Below are 1,899 nucleotides of genomic sequence, written 5' to 3'. Positions count from 1 at the left end.
GCACCGAAGCCGGCCGCGGCCCCCGCGCTGTCGCTGGCCTCGGTGCTGGCGCCGCTGGCCAGCCGGCCGGCCGCGCCTGCCGCCCCGCCGGCCCCGGCCGCCGCCGCGCCGGCCGCCGGCGCCGCGCCGCGCAGCCCCGGCAGCGCCGCGCTTCTGGTCGCTTCCCTGTTCGGCAGCGCCGCCGCGGGGCTGCAAAACCCCGCCAGCGAGCCCGCCGCGCCGCAACCCGCGGTTGTCCCGGGCGGCACCACCCTGGCGGCCCCCGGATTGCAGCCGGTGCAAGTCGCGGCGCTGATGGCGCCGGCCCTGCTGCCGGTCACGCCAGCCTCGGTCGCGCCAGCCTCGGTCAAGCCGGCCTCGGTCGTTGCCGTGGCGCCGATGGCCCTGGCGCCGCAGACCGCGCTGATGGCGGGGGGCGGCCTGGATGCCGCCGCCTCGCTGCTGGCGGCGCTGCAGGCGACCGAGACGCGCCAGCCCGCCGGCGCCGCCCCGGCCTCCGGCCTGCTGGCGCAGCTGCCGCCGCCGCCGGCCCCGCCGCAGCAGGCGGCCGCGCCCTCGCTGCTGGCGGTGCTGTCCTCGCATGGCGGCGCGCTGCAGGCCGCGGCCAGCCAGGCCGGCGCCCGCGCCGGGCGGCTGGCGCCGCTGCCGCCGCTGGATCTCAGCCAGGTGCCGACCACGCTGGGCCTGGCGCCGCTGACCATGCCGCCGATGGGGCTCGACGCCGCCCCCGGCCATCCGCCGCTGGGCGGGATGGGCTTGCAGGGGGGCGGCCCGGGCCTGCTGGGCTCGCTCGGCACCGCGGCGCCCCTGCAGGCACCGATGCAGACGATGATGCAGACCCCGGTGCAGGCGCCGGGCTGGCTGCACGCCGCCCCGGTGGTGCCGGCCGCCCTGCTGCTGCCGCTGGTGGCTGCCGGGCCGGTGGCCGAGGCCGCGCCCGAACCCGTCTTCGAGGCGGCGCCCGAGCCGCTGCCGCCCGAGCCCTTGCCCCCGGCGATGCCGCTGTCCGAGCTGCTGCGCCGGGTGACCCCGGCGGCCGAGCCGGTGGCGCCGCCGCCGGCCACCCCCACCGCCGAGGTCCTGCGGGGCCTGCGCCTCTTCGGGCGGAGCTGAGGCCGAGATGCCGCTGATCCTCTTCGCCTCGCCCAAAGGGGGCGTCGGCAAGACGACCCTGGTCGCCAATGTCGCCGATGCGCTGCGGCGCGAGGGCCGGCCGGTGCTGGCGCTGGACCTCGACCCGCAGAACTCGCTGCGGCTGCATTTCGGCGTGCCGCTGCAGGATGTCGGCGGCTACATGGCCAATCTGCTGCAGAAGCCCGACTGGCGCGCGGCGCTGCGGCCGACCGCCTCGGGCGTCACGCTGCTGCCGCATGGCGCCATCGAGCTGCGCCAGGTGCTGGAGCAGGCGGTGGCGCTGGAGCGCGACCCCGGCCTGCTGGCGGGGCCGCTGCGCGAGATGCTGGCCGACCCGCGGCTGATGGTGCTGGCCGACCTGCCGCCGGGCCCGTCGCATACCCTGGCGGTGACCGCGCCGCTGGCCTCGGTCATCGTCACCGTGCTGCAGTCGGAGGCGATCAGCGCCGCCATGCTGGGCGAGGTCGAGAGCGGCCGCTTCCTCGGCGGCGGCACCCAGGCGGCGATCCATGCCGGGCGGGTGCAGTTCCTGCTGAACGGCGTCGACCTGTCGTCCCGCCTGTCGCGCGCCGCGGCCGAGGCCGTCGCACGCCACCTGGGCCCGCGGCTGCTCGGCGCGGTCAGCCAGGATGTCATGCTGGCCGAGGCGCTGGCGCAGCTGCGGCTGATCTACGACCTGGCGCCCGGCGCCGCCGCCGCCGAGGACCTGCGCCAGATCGCCCGCAGCCTGGCGACGCTGCTGCCGGCCCCCGCGCTGGCCGCCCC

The 1,899-nt window shown here is 79.1% G+C and carries 1 protein-coding gene and 1 pseudogene; both read left to right on the top strand.

The genetic code is table 11. The features are described from left to right. A pseudogene (locus GVN67_RS28875) lies at positions 1–1,113 on the top strand (hypothetical protein); the annotation flags it as partial. A gap of 7 nt (positions 1,114–1,120) precedes the next feature. After that, positions 1,121–1,899, top strand: a 779-nt coding sequence (locus GVN67_RS28870) for a cellulose synthase operon protein YhjQ/BcsQ (protein WP_160000741.1), incomplete at its 3' end; no start/stop codon positions are given.

Source organism: Roseomonas sp. 18066, assembly GCF_902706185.1.
GTDB lineage: Bacteria > Pseudomonadota > Alphaproteobacteria > Acetobacterales > Acetobacteraceae > Pseudoroseomonas.
Note: the sequence above shows the minus strand (reverse complement) of the source record. Positions and strands in the feature narration are given on the sequence as shown.